We start from the raw sequence: 17448 nt of genomic DNA, 5'->3' as shown, positions 1-17448 counted from the left end.
ATTGGGCGCAAACCACAACCACTGCGGGTTGGGGAACGGTGACTTTTGAACGCCATCGTTACCACCTCATGGGTGGTATCTGAGTGTTACCAAGGCTGAGAATCGAATCGGGCGACCGTCGTTGGAATGAGGGGTGTGGCGTGAGTTCCGTTGCGAGCCCTAAAATGGCTGCAGGATTGTCGGCGCTTTCCGTCACGGAAGTCCTTGCGCGCGAGCTATCGCCGCGCGGAATGGGTCGATCATCCGGTGCCGCGCGTTCGTTTCCACGCCACGACGATAATGGCGTCCCGCGCAGCGGGTCGATGTTCGCGGGAACCACGGTTTCCCGGCAAAATCATACTGAAATCATGTTCGGAGGCGTCGGCGCCTCGTGTTATTCTCGGTATCCCATGGGGGCCGAGGGGATTTCCACAAACACGTCTCGCAGGCCGAACTAACGGAAAGAACGCCGGTGTCGCATTCAGACGAACAGTTGCAGTCGGTGCTGGAAACGCTTGAGGAGTGCCGCAAGGCTCTCAACGAGAGCAACAACCGCGAGTCGGCCGAGCTGCTGTCCATCGTCATCCTCGACGTGCGGATGAAACTCAAAGGAATTGACAGTGCCGATCTCAAGGCGCTGTGCGACGAAATGCTGCGGAGCGCTGGAAGCGAACCGCAGCCCCCCTCCAAGCAGACGCAGGACCAGCCCCGGCGTCCGCTGCTCCGCGTGGTGAAGTAGCCGCGCCGCCGAGTCTCGCTTTTTGGCGAGGTTTGTGCGCGTCCCGATGCCGCATCTGTGATCGCAGACGGCATCGGGAGGAGCCTGGTTTCGTGCGCCTCTGTTGTGCGCATTCCCCGGCATCGGCTACACCAGAGCCGGTTCGGCTCCCGCCCGCGCGCATTCCCGGCGCGCGGCCAAAGAGCCTGAGATGGCTCCGACTGCATCATGCAAAATGTCTCGATCCCGGCGGCATTGATTGCCGGCCTCGTCAGCTTCCTCTCTCCCTGCGTTCTGCCCCTGGTTCCGCCCTATCTGATCTATCTCACGGGCGCCACGATCGAGCATGTCGAGAACAAGGAGCCGGCCTCGGCGTCCAAGCGCGCCATCATGATGTCGGCGCTCCTGTTCGTGCTCGGCTTCTCCACGGTGTTCGTGGCGCTCGGCGCCAGCGCTTCGCTGATCGGCGGACTGATCCGTGCCTGGTCGGCCGAGCTGTCGATCCTCGCCGGCATCGTCATCATCATCATGGGCCTGCACTTCCTGGGGCTGACGCGGATCGGCCTGTTGATGCGCGAGGGGCGCCTGACCGCGCCCAAGCCTGTCGGCCTGTGGGGCGCCTATGTGATGGGCCTCGCCTTCGCGTTCGGCTGGACGCCGTGCATCGGCCCGATCCTCGCCGCGATCCTCTCGATCGCCGCGGCGGAGGCGACGGTGACGAAGGGGGCGGGCCTGCTCGCAGTCTATTCGGCCGGCCTCGGCATTCCCTTCCTGATCGCTGCCCTGATGATCGAGCAGTTCTCGAAGCTGTTCGCGCGGATGAAGGGCCAGCTCGTCAATGTCGAGCGCGCCATGGGCGTCCTGATGGTGATCACCGGCATCGGCTTCCTCACCGGTGCCGTCTCGAATGTCAGCATCTGGCTGCTCGAGACGTTCCCGGCGTTGCAGACGATCGGTTAGCTCACGGCAGACGTTTGCCGATCACAAGTCGTCCCGGCTCAGGATTGCGCGATCTTCCTCGCGGTGTTCGACCTCCGCTCGGGGAACGGATCCTGATAGAGCCAGGCCAGGTTCTCGCAGAAGCGCTCCAGGCTGGTCTCGCGAATGAGCTGATTGCGCAGCAGCGCGTGGACGCCGGCCGGATGATAGACGTGAGTGCCGAGCTCCCGGGCCTGGAGCTGGACGCGCGCGGTGCGCAGCAGTCGCGCATTCCTGTATCGATCGAGCGCATGTGCGATGTCGCCTTTCCGCTCGTCGAGCTCTTCGGCGAGCCAAATGGCGTCTTCGAGCGCCATGCAGGCGCCTTGCGCAAAATATTGCAGCATCGGATGCGCGGCATCGCCGAGGAGGACGACGCGCCCGTCGACCCAGCGATCCGTCGGATCGCGGTCGCTGGTCACCCACGCTTTCCAGTCCCGGCCGTGATGAATGATTGCCTTTGCGCGCGGATGCACGTCGCGAAAACCTGCGAGGACTTCCTCGTGGGTCACGGGCCTGGCGGCGAAAGCCTCGGCGGGATCGTTGTGGCAGGTGATCGCGAGATTGAACACCTTCCAGCCCGAAAGCGGATAGTGCACGAGATGACACTTGGCACCGGCCCATAGCGTCGCTGCGTTCCAGCGCAGATCCTCCGGCATCTGTTCGGTCGGGATGACGGAGCGATAGGTGGTGTGGCCGGCAATCCGCGGCGCGCCGTCGCCGACCATCTGCTGGCGGATGCGGGAGCGCAGCCCGTCCGCGCCGATCAGCAGGCACCCGGTGACGCGCTCGCCGGACTTGAGCAGAGCCGAGGCCTGCGCACCGTTCTGCTCGTAGCCGACGACGTCGCAATCGGTCCGAAGCGTGACATTGGCGTGCGCCTCACAGGCCCGGACGAAGATGCCGTGCAGATCGCCGCGGTGAACCACGGCGTAGGGATTGCCGAAGCGCCGGCGGAAATAGTCGGTGAGATCGATATTGGTGATTTCCTCCGCCGAGATTGCGTCCATCAGGCGGAGCCGGTCGATGAAGACGGCGATCGAGCGTGCCGCATCGCCGAGCTCGAGGCGATCGAAGGCGTGAAACGCGTTGGGGCCGAGTTGGATGCCCGCGCCGATCTCCTGGTAGCGCGACGCGCGCTCGAGGACCGTGACCTGGAAACCCTTCCGTGCCAGCGCGATCGCGGCTGCAAGCCCGCCGATGCCGCCGCCTGCAATGATGATGGGATCCTGTCGCATGGCCTCTCCTTGGTTGTTTCCTATTTTCTCGCTGTCTTGCCGCGTGGCCGGTTCGTCCTGGCCTTCGCCTCGGGCCGCTCGTCACGGATCTCTTTCGGCCTTGCCGGCGGCGGGACCTTGATCGATCCGGCTTCGACTTCCTGCTCGAGCCGGTCGATGTTCTTGTAGAGCTCCACCAGCACGCGCTTGAGCTCCGCCGCCTCCTTGGCGGACATGCTGCCGGTCGCGACCTCTTCATAATAGGCGGCGAGCGGCATCAGCCGCGCCGCGAGCTCCGCACCGTCGGGCGTCAGCACGACCTGGAGGCTGCGCTGGTCGTTCTCGGGCCGGTCGCGTGTCAACAGGCCCGCGCGGCTCATCTCCGCGACGATGCGCGACAAGGTGGAGACATCGGCCGAGGTCAGCTCGGCGATCTCTCCGAGGCGGAGCGGGCGGCCTTGCTCCGACAGCGCGGCCAGCACGCGATACATCGGAAGCGTCAACCTCTCGTGACGGATCACGCGCGCGAAGAGGTCGCCCATCCGTACGCCCAGCCGGGCGAGCAGATAGGGAAGCGAATTCGAAAATCGATACATGGGGTTGGATCCTGGCGGGAGAGCTCCGCCGGGAATAGACGTCAACCCTCGCAGACGCAATATTTGCGTATCAATCATTTGCAAATGCAACTTTGTCATTGACAAGTGTTTGCGCCCGATGCTTTGCTTTGTCAACGCCGAAAGCACAGCCGAAGGAACGACGCCATGCAGGGAAAGATTGCGCTCGAGGAGCACTTCGCGATGGACGATACCGTCCAGGACAGTGCGGGCTTCGCTCCCATCGATGACTGGGTCGAGCTGAAGGCGCGGTTGCTCGACATCCATGACCGCCGGCTCGCCGAGATGGACGCCCACGGCATTGAGATGATGCTGCTGTCGCTGAACGCGCCGGCCGTGCAGGCCATTCCCGACCGTCATCGCGCGACGGAGCTGTCGCGCCGCGCCAACGACTTTCTCGCCGAGCAGGTTGCAAGGCGGCCCGACCGTTTCCAGGGGCTCGCCGCGCTGCCGATGCAGGATCCGGAGGCAGCGGCTCGCGAGCTCGATCGTTGTGTCGGCGCGCTTCGCTTTCGCGGCGCGCTCGTCAACGGCTTCAGCGAGCTCGCCGGCGTCGATCATGCCATCTATTACGATCGCAAGGAGTTCTGGCCGTTCTGGTCGGAGGTCGAGCGTCTCGGCGTTCCCTTCTACCTGCACCCGCGCAATCCGCTTGCGAAGGACGCGGCGATCTACGAGGGGCATCGCTGGCTGTTGGGCCCGACCTGGGCGTTCGGGCAGGAAACCGCAGTGCATGCCTTGCGCCTGATGGGCTCCGGTCTGTTCGACGCCTATCCGCGGCTACAGATCATCCTCGGTCACATGGGGGAGGGGCTGCCTTACTCGATGTGGCGTGTCGACAATCACAACAAGTGGATGCGGGCGCAGAATGCCTATCCCGCGCGGCGCAAGATCGCCGATTATTTCGGGGAGAACTTCTACATCACCACGTCGGGCAATTTCCGTACCCAGACGTTGATCGACGCGATGCTCGAGATCGGCGCCGACCGCATCCTCTTCTCCGCCGACTGGCCGTTCGAGAACATCGACCACGCCGCCGAATGGTTCGACACGGCCGCGATCTCCGAAGGCGACCGCATCAAGATCGGCCGCGACAACGCGCGCGCCCTGTTCGGGCTCGGCGAGGCATCAATCCAATCTGCCGCAGAGCAGAACACGTCATCAATTTCAATGGAGGAACCCCGTGAACATCTCGTCCGAAATCGACGTGCATGAAGAACTGTCCGGCGCTTCGATCGGCCCGTTCCACAAGCTGCTCGGCATTCTCATCACGCTCATCACGCTGTTCGACGGCTATGACACCTTCAATCCGGCCTATGTCATCCACTACGTGGTGCAGCCCTGGGGACTCGCGCCAAGCCAGGCGGGCTTTCTGGTGAGCTCGGGTCTCGTCGGATTCCTGTTCGGCGCGGTCGGCCACGGCACTGTGGCGGATCGCTTCGGCCGGCGCGGCACGCTGCTTGCGGGTTTGTGGATCGTCAACGTCTTCACCTTGCTGACCGCCATGCTGGCGAACGATTTCTGGAGCTATTGCGCCCTGCGCTTCGCCACCGGGCTCGGTCTCGGCGTGCTGTTGCCGCTCGGCACGACCTTCATCAACGAACTCGCGCCCAAGCGTGTCAGCAATACGTTCTCGCTCTGGGGCGTCACGTTGGGCTGGTCACTCGGCGGCGTCTGCGCTGGCCTCGTCGGCGTTTTCCTGACGCCGCAGCATGGCTGGCAGATCCTCTATTACATCGGTGCGCTGTCGATCCCGCTGACTTTCGTGGCCCATGCCATCCTGCCCGAGAGCCCGCAATTCCTGGCCACCCGGTCGCGGATCCCCGAGCTGCGCGCGCTGCTCGCACGATTGCGCCCGGAACGGGCGCCCGCCTACCAGAATGCGACGTTCGCTTCAGTCGACCGCGGGGCGCCGCAGAGCACGATCGGCGCCTTGCTCACCCCACGCTATCGTCGCGTCTCGCTGACCATCTGGATCACGGCGTTCCTCAGCCTGTTCGCGATCTTCGGTCTCACCGGCTGGATTCCGACGGTGATGCTGAAGCGTGGCGAGACATTTGCCGCCTCGTTCGGCTTCGGAGCCCTGATGCAGGCGATGTCCTTCATCGGCGGTCTTACGCTGGCGATGCTGGCCGACCGCAATTTTACACTGACGCCGCGCTATCTCGCGACGTGGTGGCTGAGCGGTGGGATCGCCGTGCTGGCGCTCGTCTTCGTCAGCGGTCATGGCGTCAATCTCGCCATTGTCGCCATTGCAGGGTTCTGCATCATCGGTGCGCAGCATGTCCTCAACAACTTCACCGCCGGTTCGTACGAGACCTGCTTCCGCGCCAGCGGCGTCGGGATGGAGCTGGGCGTCGGCCGGGTCGGAGCGATCCTCGGGCCCTACGTCATCGGCCTCCTGCAGCAGCTCACCGGCGGTCCTGACGCTGTGTTCTGGGCAATCGGTGGAGCGTCGATCGTCGGCGCGCTGGCGATTGGATCGCTTGGGCTGGCCGCCGCAAAGCGCTTCCCGAGGGCCGATGTTGCAGCCGCGGAGTGACGGGGCACGTTGATCCATCCACGGGGCGGTCGACGTCGATTGGCCGTCCGCCTTCACCGACGAAACTTCGCCAGAGGAGAGCCGAAATGCCGACATCCACTCGTTCCGCCGAGACCGCAGGCCTGCCCGATGCCTGGGTGCTTCTGTTCGCGCGCGTCGCGATCGCGCCGCTGTTTCTCTACAGCGGCGTCGGAAAGGTGCTGGCATTTGCCGTAACCGCAGGCAGGCTTCCGGGAGGAGCGGACGGGCTGGGCGCCGTTCTCGCCGCAGGCGCGATCGCGGTTGAGCTCGGAGGCGGCATGGCCCTGCTGCTCGGCCTGTTCTCGCGTCAGGCGGCCGCGGTCCTGTTCCCGTTCACCATCGCCGCGACGCTGATGTTTCACAATTTCTGGGCCGTGCCGGAAGCGCAGGTCGTGATGCAGACCATCAACTTCCTGAAGAACCTCGGCCTGCTCGGCGCTCTTGCTCTCATCGCCTTCTATGGACCGGGCGCGTATGCCATTCAGACCGCGATAAAGGCTGGCCCCAAAGGTGCCCCCGGACTCTCGTGATCTTCCGCTACGCCGCCGAGGAGCTCACGGCGAAGCGCGCGAGCGCCTCGCGGTCGATATCGATGCCCAGCCCCGGTCTGTCGGGCACTCGCACGACACCCTTCTCGTGCTCGATCGGCTCCTTCAAGATCGCCTGGCGGATCGGATGCTCGGTGCGGTCGAATTCGAGCATCGGCTCGATCGGCGCAAGCGAGGTCGGCGTGTGTGACGGCAGCACGGCGAGAAGCTGCAGCGAGGCCGCGATCGCAATCCCGGTGCCCCAGACATGCGGATTATAGCGGATGCCGAACGCCTCGCTCATGTCGGCGATCTTCTTGCATTCGGAGAGGCCACCTGCCGCGCAGGTGTCGGGCTGGGCGATGTCCAGCGCATGCGATGCGAACAGGTCGCGGAAGCCGAAGCGCGTGAACTCGCATTCGCCGCCGGCGATTGGAATCGTCAGCGCGGATCGCACCGCGCGATAGCCCGCGACGTCCTCCGGCGGCACCGGCTCCTCGAACCAGCCGATGTCGCAGGGCTCGATCAGGCGGCCGAGCCGGATCGCCGCAACGGCGTCATAGGCGTGGTTCGCATCGACCATCAGCGCGACATCCGGGCCGATCGCCTCGCGCACCGCGCCGGTGACCGCGGCATCCTCGGCGATGCCGAAGCCGACCTTCAGCTTCACGGCGCGGAAACCTTCCGCGGCGTAGCCGGCCGCTTCCTCCGGCAGGTATTTGAGCGGATCGCCTGATTTGCGCCGGTAGAGCCCGGTCACATAGGCCGCTATCTCCTTGCGCGCAGCACCGCCGAGAAGCTGATGCGCGGGCACGCCGAAATGCTTGCCCTTGATGTCCCACAACGCGATGTCGATTCCGCTCAGGCCCTGGATCACGACACCCTTCTGGCCGTGATCGCGCAAGCGCGCGTAGACCATCTGCCACAGCACGTCGGTGCGCAGCGGATCCTCGCCGATCAGCCAGGGCGCGATGCTCTGCACCACCGCCGCCGTCATCCGCGCCGGCCCGTAGCATTCGCCCCAGCCGGTCAGGCCGTCATCCGTCTCGATCTCGACCAGCATCGCGGTGCGCGTGTCGTACCAGGCGCGCGAATAGGCGAAGGGCTGCGAGAGCTTTGCTTCGAGGATGTGTGTGCGCACCTTGGTGATCTTCATTGCCGATGTTCCTTCAATCCCTTACCGCGCCTCGTCCAGCACGCACGTCACCGTGCAGACGACGCCGCGCGGCAGGAAGTCGACGGTTGCCTCGCCGCCGAGCTGGTCGCGCGCGCTGCGCTCGATCAGGCGCGAGCCGAAGCCGCGCTGCACCGGCTCCGTCACCGGCGGTCCGCCGATCTCGCTCCAGATCAGCCGCAGCCGCGACTTCGGCGTGTCGGCGATGACCTCCCAATCCAGCGTGACCCGGCCGGTCTCGTTCGACAGCGCGCCGTATTTCGCGGCGTTGGTGGCGATCTCGTGCACGATCATCGACAGAACCACGGCGAGCCGCGGCGACAGCGGCACGGCGGGGCCGGCCATGCGGATGCGCTCGGGATTGCTCAGCAGGAACGGCTGGAGCACGCGCGCGATCACATCCCTCAGCTCCGAGCCCGCCCATTTCTCCTGGCTGAGGAGATTATGCGCCTCGGCGAGCGCACCGAGCCGTCCCTCGAACTTGGTCCGCTCGTCCCGACTTGAACTTCGGAAGGTCTGCACCGCGATCGCCTGCATCAAGGCCAGCGTGTTCTTGACGCGATGGTTGAGCTCCTCGATCAGCAGATTGTGCAGCATCTCGCCGCGCGCGATCGTGGTCGCCATCCGCACCGCGAAGGTCAGGCCGGTCAGCAGCAGGACGCCGCCGATCAGGCTGGTGATCGCGATGTCGCGCCAGAGCGGGGCGATCAGCGAGCTCTCGGCGACACCGGCCACGACCGTCCAGCCGGTCAGCCGTGACCGCGTATAGGCGGAGGACAGCGCGACGCCGTCGAGCGAAACGCTGGAGAGCGTCGCCTCCGGCGTCCGGGCCATCGCATCGTTCAGCGCGCCGGAGGCCTGCTTGCCGAACGTCTCGGCAGGATTGGGCGCGCGCGCGAACACGCGCCCCTTGGTGTCCAGCAGCGACACCGTCCATTGATCGTTCGGCCGTTGCTGCTCGACCAGTTTCTGGAAGGTCGCGATCGGCGGGCTGAAGGAGAGCGCGTAGACGACCTCATCGTTGCGCAGCACGGGAACCTCCACGGTCACGATCGGCCGTTGCTTGGTCGAGCCGGTGAACAGGTCGGAATATTGCGGCGACTTGCTCGCGAATACCCGCTCGACGATCTCGCGATTGTTGCGGGGCGGCAGGTTTGTCGTTTCACGCGTGACGGTCGAGAACAGCTGGTGCCCGCTCCCGTCCGCCACCAGCAGGACGCTGTCCTCGCCATATTGGCTGATGAACCCGGTCGCCAGCCGGCGGAAGTCGTCGAAGTCGCCGCTTTGCAGGGCGTTGCTGAGCGCCAGCACCTGCAAGCCACCGGTCATCCGCTGCACTTCGGAATCGAGCACGAGGCGCATGCTTCGCACCGTCTCCAGCACGCGTCGTGTCGCGTCGCTGCGGTCCTGGCGGTAGTTGGAATAGGCAATACCGACCGCAAAGACGATCAGCGGCAACATCGTTCCCGCGACCAGAAGAGCGAGCCGGACCGGCAGAGTGAGCTTTGACAAACGCGGGCGTCCCGGTTCCGGCGCAGCGGCGCCGGATTATGATTTTGGGGAGACCATACGGGTGAGACTTGCACCGCGCCACGATTTTCGCGGCCGGCGGGCCGACCTCGGCGTGCGGCGCGCAGGCCCGCCTGTCTTCCTTCCTTTCGCCCGCGGGAGTGAAGCGCCGCTGTGGCCTGCTGTCGGGGTCGTTCGAGTTGCAGTGCAGCAGATCGTGCGGGAGGAGACTGCGACGAAGAGTACCTCCAGGGCACGCGAATTGGCTTCCGTCCCGCCGTAGTTTTTCATACCCTCACCGAACGCCGGCCGCGTGCCGGCTGCGCTCACGCCCCGGTTACAGGGGCGGAGCATCACAGGGAGGGGAGACGATGAAGCGGAGATCATTTCTCGCTGGTATCGGTGCGACCACTGCGGCGGCCACGATTGGCATGCCGTCGATCCTCAGGGCGCAAGCGCCGATCACGCTGAACGGCGCGGTCCAGTTCAACGACGATCACGCCTTCAACCGGGCATTGATCCGGTTCGAGGAGCTGGTGAAGAAGTACTATGGCAAGCCCGTCAACTTCACCCTGCACAAGAACTCCTCGCTCGGCCTCGAGAAACAGTATTTCGAGTATATGTCGCAGGGCAAAGCGGTCGATTACGGCATCGTCTCGCCGGCTCACATGTCGACCTTCGCCAAGGCGGCTCCGTTCATCGATGCGCCCTTCGTGTTCAAGGGCATCGAGCACATGAACAAGGTCGTCGAAGCCAACATCCTGGCGCCGATCGCCGACGAAGTCGCGGCGAAAGCCGAGGTCGTTCTGATCGGTTATTCCGGCGGTGGCATCCGCAATATCTTCGCCAACAAGCCGCTCAAGAATCTCGCCGATCTCAAGGGCCTCAAGGTTCGCGTGCAGGGCGCGCCGATCTGGTCGAAGACCTTTGCTGCAGTCGGCATGAGCCCGACGGTGATCGCCTATAACGAAATCTACAACGCGATCCAGAACGGTGTGATATCGGCCGGCGAAAACGAAGCCGCCGGTGTCGAGGCGATGAAGTTCTACGAAGTGGCCCCGCATCTCAATTTGACCCAGCACGCCGTCTCGATCCGGCCGATCTGCTTCTCGGTGAAGACGTTGAAGACGTTGCCGAAGGATTTGCAGGACGCGATCATGAAGGCCGGCAAGGAAGCCGGCGACTATGGCCGTCAACTGGAGTCGAGCGAAGAGGTGATCAAGCTCGACACGCTTGAGAAGGCCGGCAAGCTCAAGCGCGTTCCGTTCGAGGAGCGGGACGCCATGAAGAAACTCGCCGACCCCGTGATGGCCACCTACGCCAAGGAAATCGGCGCGGAAGGCATTTTCGAGAAGATCAACGTCGCCTGACCTCTCCATGTCTACCGACGCAATATCGGGGCAAGCCTTGCGGCTTGCCCCTTTTGTGATGATTGCCACCGCGGAGCTCCAATGACCGAAATACCTGTTGCGGCGAACCCGTCGCTATGGCGCCGAGCAACGGCGGCCTATGCGAAATTGCTCGAAATCCTGCTCGCGGCCTGTGTCGGCATTCTCGTCATCCCGGTGACGCTGCAGATCATATCGCGCTACACCCCGCTCATTCCCTCCTACATCTGGACGGAGGAGATGGCGCGCTTCCTGTTCGTCTGGACCATCATGATCGGCGCCATGGTCGGCATCCGGGAGGCCCAGCATTTCGAGGTTGACGTCTGGCCCGACCTGTCACGGCGGTCGGAGGCTCTGGTGCGAATCCTCGCCCGTCTCGGCGTGCTGGCGCTTGCATTTGTATTCGTGTCGGCTGGTCTCGAATTCACGCGGTTCGCCTGGAACAGGACGTCGGAGCTGGCTGATCTGCCGCTCTGGCTGATCCACGTCGCCTGGCCGGTGGCCGGCGTAACGTGGATCGTGTTTGCGGGCGAGCAGATTCTCGACGAAGTGCGCATTCTGGTTGGGGTGAAGCCATGAGCGGGAATGTTCTGTCCGCCGGACAGGCGGCGATCATCCTGTTCGGGGTTTTCGTTGGCCTGGTGGTCGTCCGCGTGCCGGTTGCCTTTGCACTTGGCCTTGCCTGCGTACCGATTCTTTTGATCGAGCCTCACCTCTCGATGATGATGCTCGCGCAGGAAACCTTCAACGCCTACAATTCATTCATCCTCTTGGCAGTGCCGTTCTTCCTGCTCACCGCCAATCTGATGAGCATCGGCGGCATCACCGACCGGCTGGTCGCGCTGTCGCGTTCGATGGTCGGACACTGGCCGGGATCGCTGGCGCAGATCAACGTTGTGCTCTCGGTGTTCTTCGCGGGCATCTCCGGCTCCTCGACCGCCGATGCGGCGAGTCAGTCGAAGATCTTCATCGATGCCCAGACCAAGGAAGGCTACGATCTCTCGTTCTCCATCGCCATCACCGCGGTGTCCGCGGTGCTCGCCGTCATCATCCCGCCGTCGATCCTGATGATCGTGTGGGGCGGGCTGATCTCGACGTCGATCGCCGCGATGTATCTGGCCGGCATCGTCCCGGGCCTCCTGATTGCCGGCGCTCAGATGGCGACCGTGCACGTCTACGCCGTGCGACGAGGCTATCCGACCTATCCGAAGGATAGCTGGCGGGACATGCGCTGCGCGATCTGGCGGTCGATCCCGGCGCTGATAACGCCGTTCATCATCGTCGGCGGCATCCTGCTTGGATGGTTCACCGCGACCGAATCCGCCTGCGTTGCGGTGCTCTATTCCGTGGCGTTGTCGGCGTTCTTCTATCGCGAGACCGGTTGGCGCGAACTGTACAAGGCACTGCTCGACACTGGACGCCTTGCCGGCGTCGCGCTGTTCTGCGTGGGGACTGCGAGCGCATTCGGCTGGTTGCTGGCCTACTACAAGATTCCGCAGGAGCTTTTGGCCAATGTCTCGACCTGGGGCATGGGTACGGTCACAGCGGGTTTCTTCATCGCCTTCTGCTTTCTGGTCGTTGGCTGCTTTCTCGATGCCATCCCGGCGATCGTCATCGTCGGCACCGTGCTCGAGCCGCTGGCCAGGTCCGTCGATCTGCATCCGGTGCAGTTTGCGATCATCTCGATCGTCTCACTGGCTTTCGGGTTGGTGACGCCGCCTTACGGACTGTGCCTGATGATCGCCTGTTCGATCGCTGGCGTGCGGCTGCGCTACGCCCTGAAGGATACGGTGATCATGCTGGTGCCGATGCTGCTCGTGCTGGCAGCCGTCATCATCTGGCCCAGCGTGTCGCTGTTCCTGCCGCGCCTGATCGTGCCGGAGATGTTGAAGTGAGCGGGCCCGCGGCCCGGTGGCCGCGGGGTCCCTTCATTTGCGTTACAGATTGCTCTCGGTGATCGCGGCATAGACCATGCTGCGCAGTTCGCGCCGGAGCGGATAGGCGCTCGACGGCAGCACCTGCGTCATGAAGATGGTGATCAGCTCTTCGGCCGGGTCGATCCAGAACGAGGTCGTGGCCGCGCCGCCCCAATTATATTCGCCCGGGCTGCCGGCGATCAGCGTCTCCGCCGGGCGCATGGTCACAGCGAAGCCGAGGCCGAAGCCGATGCCGTTATAGGTGGCTTCGGAGAACAGCGAGCGCGACACTTCCGGCAGCGCGCGGCCGCCCGGAATGTGGTTGCTCGTCATCAGCGCCAGCGTTTTCGGCCCGAGCAGGCGGACGCCGCCCAGCTCGCCGCCATTGAGCAGCGCACGGCAGAAGGTGAGATAGTCGGCGACCGTCGAGCATAACCCGCCGCCGCCCGAGATGAACGAGGGCGGGGACAGGAACGAGCTCTTGGTCGGATCGTCCTGGAGCGTCAGGCCCTCGCGGCGCTGGCCGGCATGGAAGGTCATTCCGCCACCCGGATCGGCCGAATAGCAGGCCGCAAAGCGATGCGCCTTGGCGACCGGCACGTGAAAATCAGTGTCGGTCATGCCGAGCGGATCGAGGATGCGCGTTTTAAGGAACTGCTCGAAGGGAATCCCGGAGATCTTGCCGACGAGATAGCCGAGCACGTCGGTCGCCACCGAGTAGTTCCAGGATTCGCCCGGCGAGAATTCCAGAGGAATTTTCGCCAGCGCCTCGATCATGCTCTGAAGCGTGCCGGCTTTCTCGACCTCGCCGATCTTCTCGGAGCGATAGGCGGCATCGACGTTGGAGCGCTGCTGGAAGCCGTAGGTGAGGCCGGCGGTGTGCCGCAGCAGGTCGACGATCAGCATCGGCCGGGACGGCGGCCGGGTCAGGAAGGCCGGCGCGGTGCCGGCGACGAACACGCCGAGATCCTTCCATTCCGGAATGTATTTGGCGACAGGCTCGTCGATCGCGACGAGGCCCTGCTCGACCAGCATCATGAAGGCGACGCTGGTGAGCGGCTTGGTCATGGAATAGATGCGGTAGATGGTGTCGTCCTTGACCGGCGCCTTGCGCTCGACGTCGGCAAAGCCCTGCACCGAGCTGTGGGCGACCTTGCCGCGGCGGTAGACCAGCAGGTGCGTGCCCGGAAAGCGGCCGGCATCGATGTAGCGGGTCTTCAGATGCGCATCGACGCGGTCGAGCGCAGCCTTGGACATGCCGACGGATTCGGGCGAGGCGGGGGTAGGGGCGAGCATCAGTTCCTCCGGGGCGTTTTGTCGGAAAGTTGATAGCGAAATGCCGGCCCCATTCCAAGCCGGTTGCGCTTAACGCGGCCCCGCCGACTGGTGTAGGCTGCACTCTGGAACGCCTCCAAGGAGCCCGTCCGGGCCAACGAGAAAACTCAGGGCAAGCGCACCATGACCCAGTTCAACGAGACCGAACTCACCGAAGCCGTCGTCAAGAGCTTCGACAATACACCCAACCCGCGAGCAAAATTCCTGCTCCAGGAATTGGTGAAGTCGCTGCACGATTACGTGAGCAAGACCGGTCTCACCTTCGAGGAATGGGAATACGCCATCGATTTCCTGACCCGCACCGGCCACAAATGCACTGACACTAGGCAGGAATTCATCCTGCTGTCCGACGTGCTCGGGGTCTCCATGCTGGTCGACGCGGTCAACCACAGGGATCGCGAGGGCGCCACCCAGACCACGGTGCTCGGCCCGTTCTATGTCGGCGAGCACAAGATCACGGCCCACGGCACCGACATCTCTCCGAACAACCAGACCGGCGAGCGGATGTTCGTGCAGAGCCGCGTCACCGACCTCAAGGGCAAGCCGCTCGCGGGCGTTCCCGTCGACGTCTGGCATGCCGACGATGACGGCTTCTACGATTCACAGAAACCGAACTACGACGAGGTCGGTGCCTCGGCGCGGGCGCGCTTCATCACCGACAGCGACGGCCGCTTCTTCTTCCGCACCATCCTGCCGTGCAGCTATCCGATCCCGACCGATGGCCCTGTCGGCGAGATGATCATGCAGACCAAGCGGCATCCGATGCGGCCCGCGCATGTGCACTTCCTCGTCAATGCGAAGGGTTACGAGCCGCTGATCACCCACGTCTTCATGGACGGTGACAAATATCTCGATTCCGACGTCGTGTTCGGCGTCAAGGACGACCTCGTCGCCAAGGTCGAGCCGCGCAACGATCCCGCGATGCCCGACGGCTCCAAGGCAAGCGGGCAGTGGCACCTGATGACCTACGAATTCCACCTCAAGCCCGGCGGCGGCATGGCGCCGAAGCCGCTCGGGGTGAAGGCGGAGGAGCCCGCGTGAGGGCTCCCCGCTGGAGCGCACATTCGGCCGCTCGGTAGTCAGGGCGCGTGCGACGTCCGCTGTGCTTCTGGTAGCTGCGCAACAGCGGACCTCACTGGATGTCCGAGTTGGGCCAACAACAAACATGCTGCGACCATAGAGAAGTCGCGAGGCGAGCCGGCCTTAACGCGCCCGGAGCGTCCCGATCAAGCAGGACGGATATCGCCTGTTCGTGCAGCGCGTGGGTTCACATGCCACTCCCTCCGCTACCGCCGCCGCCACCAGCTTGTCTGGACGCTTCGAGATTTCTGTCTAAACGACCGGGTTCATTAGGCGCGTAACCGAAAGCTCCTGGATAGCCCTTCTTCGATCCCATTGTTTGCAGCTCACGCAGCGGAGCGTAGCCGGGGATGCCCGGGTGATGTCTCTTGGAGATCTTGTGCTGCAGACCAAGTGCTTTGCCTGGTACACCCTGCGCAAGCGCGGCTGGTGCGGCGGCGATGAGAGCGGCGGCACAAAGTGCGATGATCGTTGTCTTCACTTTTCGGTCCTCCCTCCTTGAAACAAAAGAGCCCGCGTAGCGGATTCAACGTCGTCGCGACGGCATAGTCGAGCGCAAAAACGTCTAGCCGCAATCAACCTTTAAACCCGGCTAATCGCGCGATGTTTGGGCTATTTGGCCGATGTCGCATATGGGTCACCAGCGGCAATGCTCTGACGAACGATAATGTTTCCACTTGGCCGCCAGAAGCGGACGTCTGCGCCTCCGCGCCCTAGCGCCCGTGCAGCAGCGCCAGCAGAACGACCACCGCGCACGCCAGCGCCGCCGTGGTCAGCTTCCAGAACATCAGCGGGCTGCGCTCCAGGAGCGGCGTGATCCGCGTGTCGAGATAGGCCGGATTGGGCGTGCGAAGCTCGAAGATGAATTCGGACAGATCCTCGTGCCGCTTGTAGGGATCGGGATGGAGCGCGCGCCTGAGCGCGCCGTCGACCCAGGCCGGCACGTTGCGGTCGTCGTCGGCCGGGCGATATTGCAGTCTCCGCGCGTCCGCCTTGCGCCGGATCCTGGCGATCTGGGTGCCATAGGGCAGCTTTCCCGTCAGCATCTGGTAACAGATCACGGCCAGCGAAAACATGTCAGAGCGCGGCGAGCCGCCTTGCCCAAGAAAATACTCCGGCGCCGTGTACTGGACCGTTCCCAGGATGTCGTCGGCCTCGTCTTGCGGCGCAGCCTCCGCGACGCCCGCGACCCTGACCGACCCGAAGTCGATGATCTTCGCGGTGCCCGTCTTGTCGATCAGGATGTTGTCGGGCCTGAGGTCCTGATGCAGCATTTCCATGCGGTGGAAGGCGCGCAGGCCCGCGGCGATCTGCTCGACGATGCCGCGGACGGTTTCGAGATCGGGGCGCGGATTGTCGGTCATCCACTGTTTCAGGGTCTGCCCCTCCACGAATTCGGTCGCGACATAGAGGTAGCTGCGCCGTCTCGACTGTGACAGCGGCTTGAGCACGTGCGGGCTGTCGATCCTGCGCGCGATCCACTCCTCCATCAGGAAGCGCTTGAGATAGGCGGCGTCGTCGCGCAAATCGATCGAAGGCAGCTTGAGCGCGACCGGCGTCTCGGTCTCCACATCGACGGCGAGATAGATATGACTGCGGCTGCTCCCGTGGATTTCCCTGATGATCCTGTAGCCGTCGAAGACCGCTCGCGGCTCCGGCAGCGGCGGAAGCGGCAACTGTGACGTCTGATTGAAGATGCCGGCCGGCTCGCGCTGCGGCACCGCGTCGATGCACAGGATCTGGACGGTGATGTTGTCGTCGCTGCCGCGCCGGTAGGCTTCCTCGACGATCGCCTTTGCCGCGCCGTCGAGCTCGGCTGCGTGCTCGCTGATTGCGCTCGTCATGAAACGCTGATCGACGAATTCGTAGGCACCGTCGGTTGCCAGGATAAAGGTGTCGCCGGCCTCGATCTCGAAAGTCTGGTAGTCGATCTCGAGCTGCGGATTGATGCCGAGTGCGCGGCCGAGATAGGTCTGCTCCGACGACACGATGATGCGGTGATCGTCGGTCAACTGCTCGAGCGCCTTGCCGGCGACGCGGTAGACGCGACAGTCGCCGACATGGAAGATGTGCGCGGTGGTCGCCTTGATGACCATGGCGGTCAGGGTGCAGACATAGCCCTTGTCGCGGTCATAGGCATATTGGCTCTTGCGCGTCTGCGCGTGCAGCCAGGAATTGGTCGCGTCCAGCACGCGGCGGGCGGAGGTCTTCACCGTCCAGGATTCCGACGTGCAGTAATAGTCCATCAGGAAGCTCTTGACCGCCGACTCGCTGGCGATCTGGCTCACCGTGCTGCTGGAGATGCCGTCGGCGAGAACGGCCGCGATGCCCTTCAGGCTCAGCAGCGGCTCTTCCGGAATCAGGACGCCGTGAAAATCCTGATTGACGGGCTTGCGCCCCTTGTCGGAGTGCTGGCCGACAGAGATCAGGAGTCCGGGGGGCATCGTCAT

General features: G+C 64.1%; 16 protein-coding genes. 9 read left to right on the top strand and 7 right to left on the bottom strand.

The genetic code is table 11. The features are described 5' to 3' along the window. Positions 1-451: 451 nt before the first annotated feature. Complete coding sequence (locus tag BJ6T_RS33590; protein WP_014497033.1) at positions 452-718, top strand: hypothetical protein; 267 nt, start codon at positions 452-454, stop codon at positions 716-718. A gap of 207 nt (positions 719-925) precedes the next feature. After that, a complete protein-coding gene (locus tag BJ6T_RS33585) occupies positions 926-1657 on the top strand; it encodes a cytochrome c biogenesis CcdA family protein (protein WP_014497032.1) in 732 nt (243 codons plus the stop codon). Between the two features lie 38 nt (positions 1658-1695). Here the strand turns inward: BJ6T_RS33585 and BJ6T_RS33580 are convergent, their stop codons facing one another. Both BJ6T_RS33580 and BJ6T_RS33575 read right to left on the bottom strand, forming a co-directional pair. Then, positions 1696-2913, bottom strand: coding sequence for a 3-hydroxybenzoate 6-monooxygenase (locus BJ6T_RS33580; RefSeq protein ID WP_014497031.1), 1218 nt, complete (start codon positions 2911-2913; stop codon positions 1696-1698). Positions 2914-2933: 20 nt separating this feature from the next. Further along, a complete protein-coding gene (locus BJ6T_RS33575; protein WP_014497030.1) occupies positions 2934-3488 on the bottom strand; it encodes a MarR family winged helix-turn-helix transcriptional regulator in 555 nt (184 codons plus the stop codon). A gap of 165 nt (positions 3489-3653) precedes the next feature. Here BJ6T_RS33575 and BJ6T_RS33570 point away from each other — a divergent pair, with 165 nt between their 5' ends. The 3 genes from BJ6T_RS33570 to BJ6T_RS33560 all read left to right on the top strand — a co-directional run bounded on the left by BJ6T_RS33570 (position 3654) and on the right by BJ6T_RS33560 (position 6599). Next, entirely contained in the window at positions 3654-4721 is a 1068-nt protein-coding gene (locus tag BJ6T_RS33570) for an amidohydrolase family protein (RefSeq protein ID WP_014497029.1), read from the top strand. Beyond that, complete coding sequence (locus tag BJ6T_RS33565) at positions 4690-6048, top strand: MFS transporter (RefSeq protein ID WP_014497028.1); 1359 nt, start codon at positions 4690-4692, stop codon at positions 6046-6048. The genes BJ6T_RS33570 and BJ6T_RS33565 overlap by 32 nt, the downstream gene beginning before the upstream one ends. A gap of 86 nt (positions 6049-6134) precedes the next feature. After that, positions 6135-6599, top strand: a complete 465-nt coding sequence (locus tag BJ6T_RS33560; RefSeq protein WP_014497027.1) for a DoxX family protein — start codon at positions 6135-6137, stop codon at positions 6597-6599. A 7-nt stretch (positions 6600-6606) separates the two neighbouring features. Here BJ6T_RS33560 and BJ6T_RS33555 read toward each other — a convergent pair whose 3' ends face one another. Both BJ6T_RS33555 and BJ6T_RS33550 read right to left on the bottom strand, forming a co-directional pair. Then, a complete protein-coding gene (locus BJ6T_RS33555; RefSeq protein WP_014497026.1) occupies positions 6607-7752 on the bottom strand; it encodes a mandelate racemase/muconate lactonizing enzyme family protein in 1146 nt (381 codons plus the stop codon). Positions 7753-7773: 21 nt separating this feature from the next. Further along, on the bottom strand, positions 7774-9231 hold the full coding sequence (locus BJ6T_RS33550; RefSeq protein WP_043900444.1) for a sensor histidine kinase: 1458 nt from the start codon (positions 9229-9231) through the stop codon (positions 7774-7776). Positions 9232-9650: 419 nt separating this feature from the next. On the opposite strand from BJ6T_RS33550, the gene BJ6T_RS33545 reads away from it, so the two are divergent. From BJ6T_RS33545 to BJ6T_RS33535, 3 genes are all read left to right on the top strand, one after another. Beyond that, a complete protein-coding gene (locus BJ6T_RS33545; protein ID WP_014497024.1) occupies positions 9651-10649 on the top strand; it encodes a TRAP transporter substrate-binding protein in 999 nt (332 codons plus the stop codon). A gap of 81 nt (positions 10650-10730) precedes the next feature. Beyond that, positions 10731-11246 (top strand): TRAP transporter small permease, encoded by a 516-nt coding sequence (locus BJ6T_RS33540; protein WP_014497023.1) that lies wholly within the window; start codon positions 10731-10733, stop codon positions 11244-11246. After that, positions 11243-12562, top strand: a complete 1320-nt coding sequence (locus tag BJ6T_RS33535; protein WP_014497022.1) for a TRAP transporter large permease — start codon at positions 11243-11245, stop codon at positions 12560-12562. Before BJ6T_RS33540 ends, BJ6T_RS33535 begins: the two co-directional genes overlap by 4 nt. Positions 12563-12604: 42 nt before the next feature. Here the strand turns inward: BJ6T_RS33535 and BJ6T_RS33530 are convergent, their stop codons facing one another. After that, positions 12605-13879 carry a serine hydrolase domain-containing protein gene (locus BJ6T_RS33530; protein ID WP_014497021.1) on the bottom strand — a complete coding sequence of 425 codons (1275 nt, stop codon included), beginning with the start codon at positions 13877-13879 and terminating at the stop codon, positions 12605-12607. 162 nt (positions 13880-14041) lie between these two features. Between BJ6T_RS33530 and BJ6T_RS33525 the strand changes: the two genes are divergently transcribed. Next, positions 14042-14959, top strand: coding sequence for an intradiol ring-cleavage dioxygenase (locus tag BJ6T_RS33525; RefSeq protein WP_014497020.1), 918 nt, complete (start codon positions 14042-14044; stop codon positions 14957-14959). Positions 14960-15185: 226 nt separating this feature from the next. Here BJ6T_RS33525 and BJ6T_RS46125 read toward each other — a convergent pair whose 3' ends face one another. Together BJ6T_RS46125 and BJ6T_RS33520 are read right to left on the bottom strand one after the other, a co-directional pair. After that, a complete protein-coding gene (locus BJ6T_RS46125) occupies positions 15186-15479 on the bottom strand; it encodes a hypothetical protein (protein WP_014497019.1) in 294 nt (97 codons plus the stop codon). 232 nt (positions 15480-15711) lie between these two features. Then, positions 15712-17448: a bifunctional protein-serine/threonine kinase/phosphatase gene (locus tag BJ6T_RS33520; protein WP_039228398.1), complete on the bottom strand. Its 1737-nt coding sequence runs from the start codon at positions 17446-17448 to the stop codon at positions 15712-15714.

This window comes from Bradyrhizobium japonicum USDA 6 (assembly GCF_000284375.1).
Lineage (GTDB): Bacteria > Pseudomonadota > Alphaproteobacteria > Rhizobiales > Xanthobacteraceae > Bradyrhizobium > Bradyrhizobium japonicum.
The sequence above is the reverse complement of the archived record's forward strand: the minus strand, read 5'-3'. Positions and strand labels throughout refer to the sequence as shown.